The organism is Treponema sp. R8-4-B8, assembly GCF_054786175.1.
Window position 1 is genome coordinate 1 of the sequence record NZ_BDHE01000286.1, and the last position, 545, is coordinate 545.

The window sequence follows — 545 nt, forward strand, 5'->3', positions numbered from 1 at the left end:
TATTACGGCGTTTAACGGAGAGCGTATCTCATGGCTCATGTGGGACAGAAATTCGCCCTTGGCGTGGGACGCGTTCTGCGCTTCCAGTTCCGCCGCCTCGCGCAGGCTGACTTCTTTTGTCTTTATTTCAAGCAATTCTTCAATTTCTTTATTACGGTCGAGTATCATATTTTGCTGTTCCATTAAAGACAGATGCGTTTTTATCCGCTGTAGCAATAGCGGAGTGACAAACGGCTTGTGGATATAATCAACGGCGCCCAGTTTTAAGCCTTCCATTTCACTTTGCTCGTCGCTCATGGAGGTCAAAAATATAATGGGTATTTCATGATATTTTTCGTCGCCTTTTAATTTTGTTATCGCTTCATATCCGTTCATTTCCGGCATTTCCACATCCAGCAGGATTAGGTCCGGATGAATGTGCTGTAATAGCTCAAACATCTCCAACGCGGAGGGAATAGGATATACCCTGTATATGTCTTTCAAGGTATTCTTAAGGGCGTTAAGGTTTTCCAGATTATCGTCTACCGCGATAATTATTTTTCGTT

The 545-nt window shown here is 43.3% G+C and carries 1 protein-coding gene; it reads right to left on the bottom strand.

Features of this window, described 5'->3' with window-relative positions; genetic code table 11:
* Window positions 1-545: response regulator (locus ACYVRA_RS08430; protein WP_461252279.1), on the bottom strand; the 545-nt coding region annotated here is incomplete at both ends.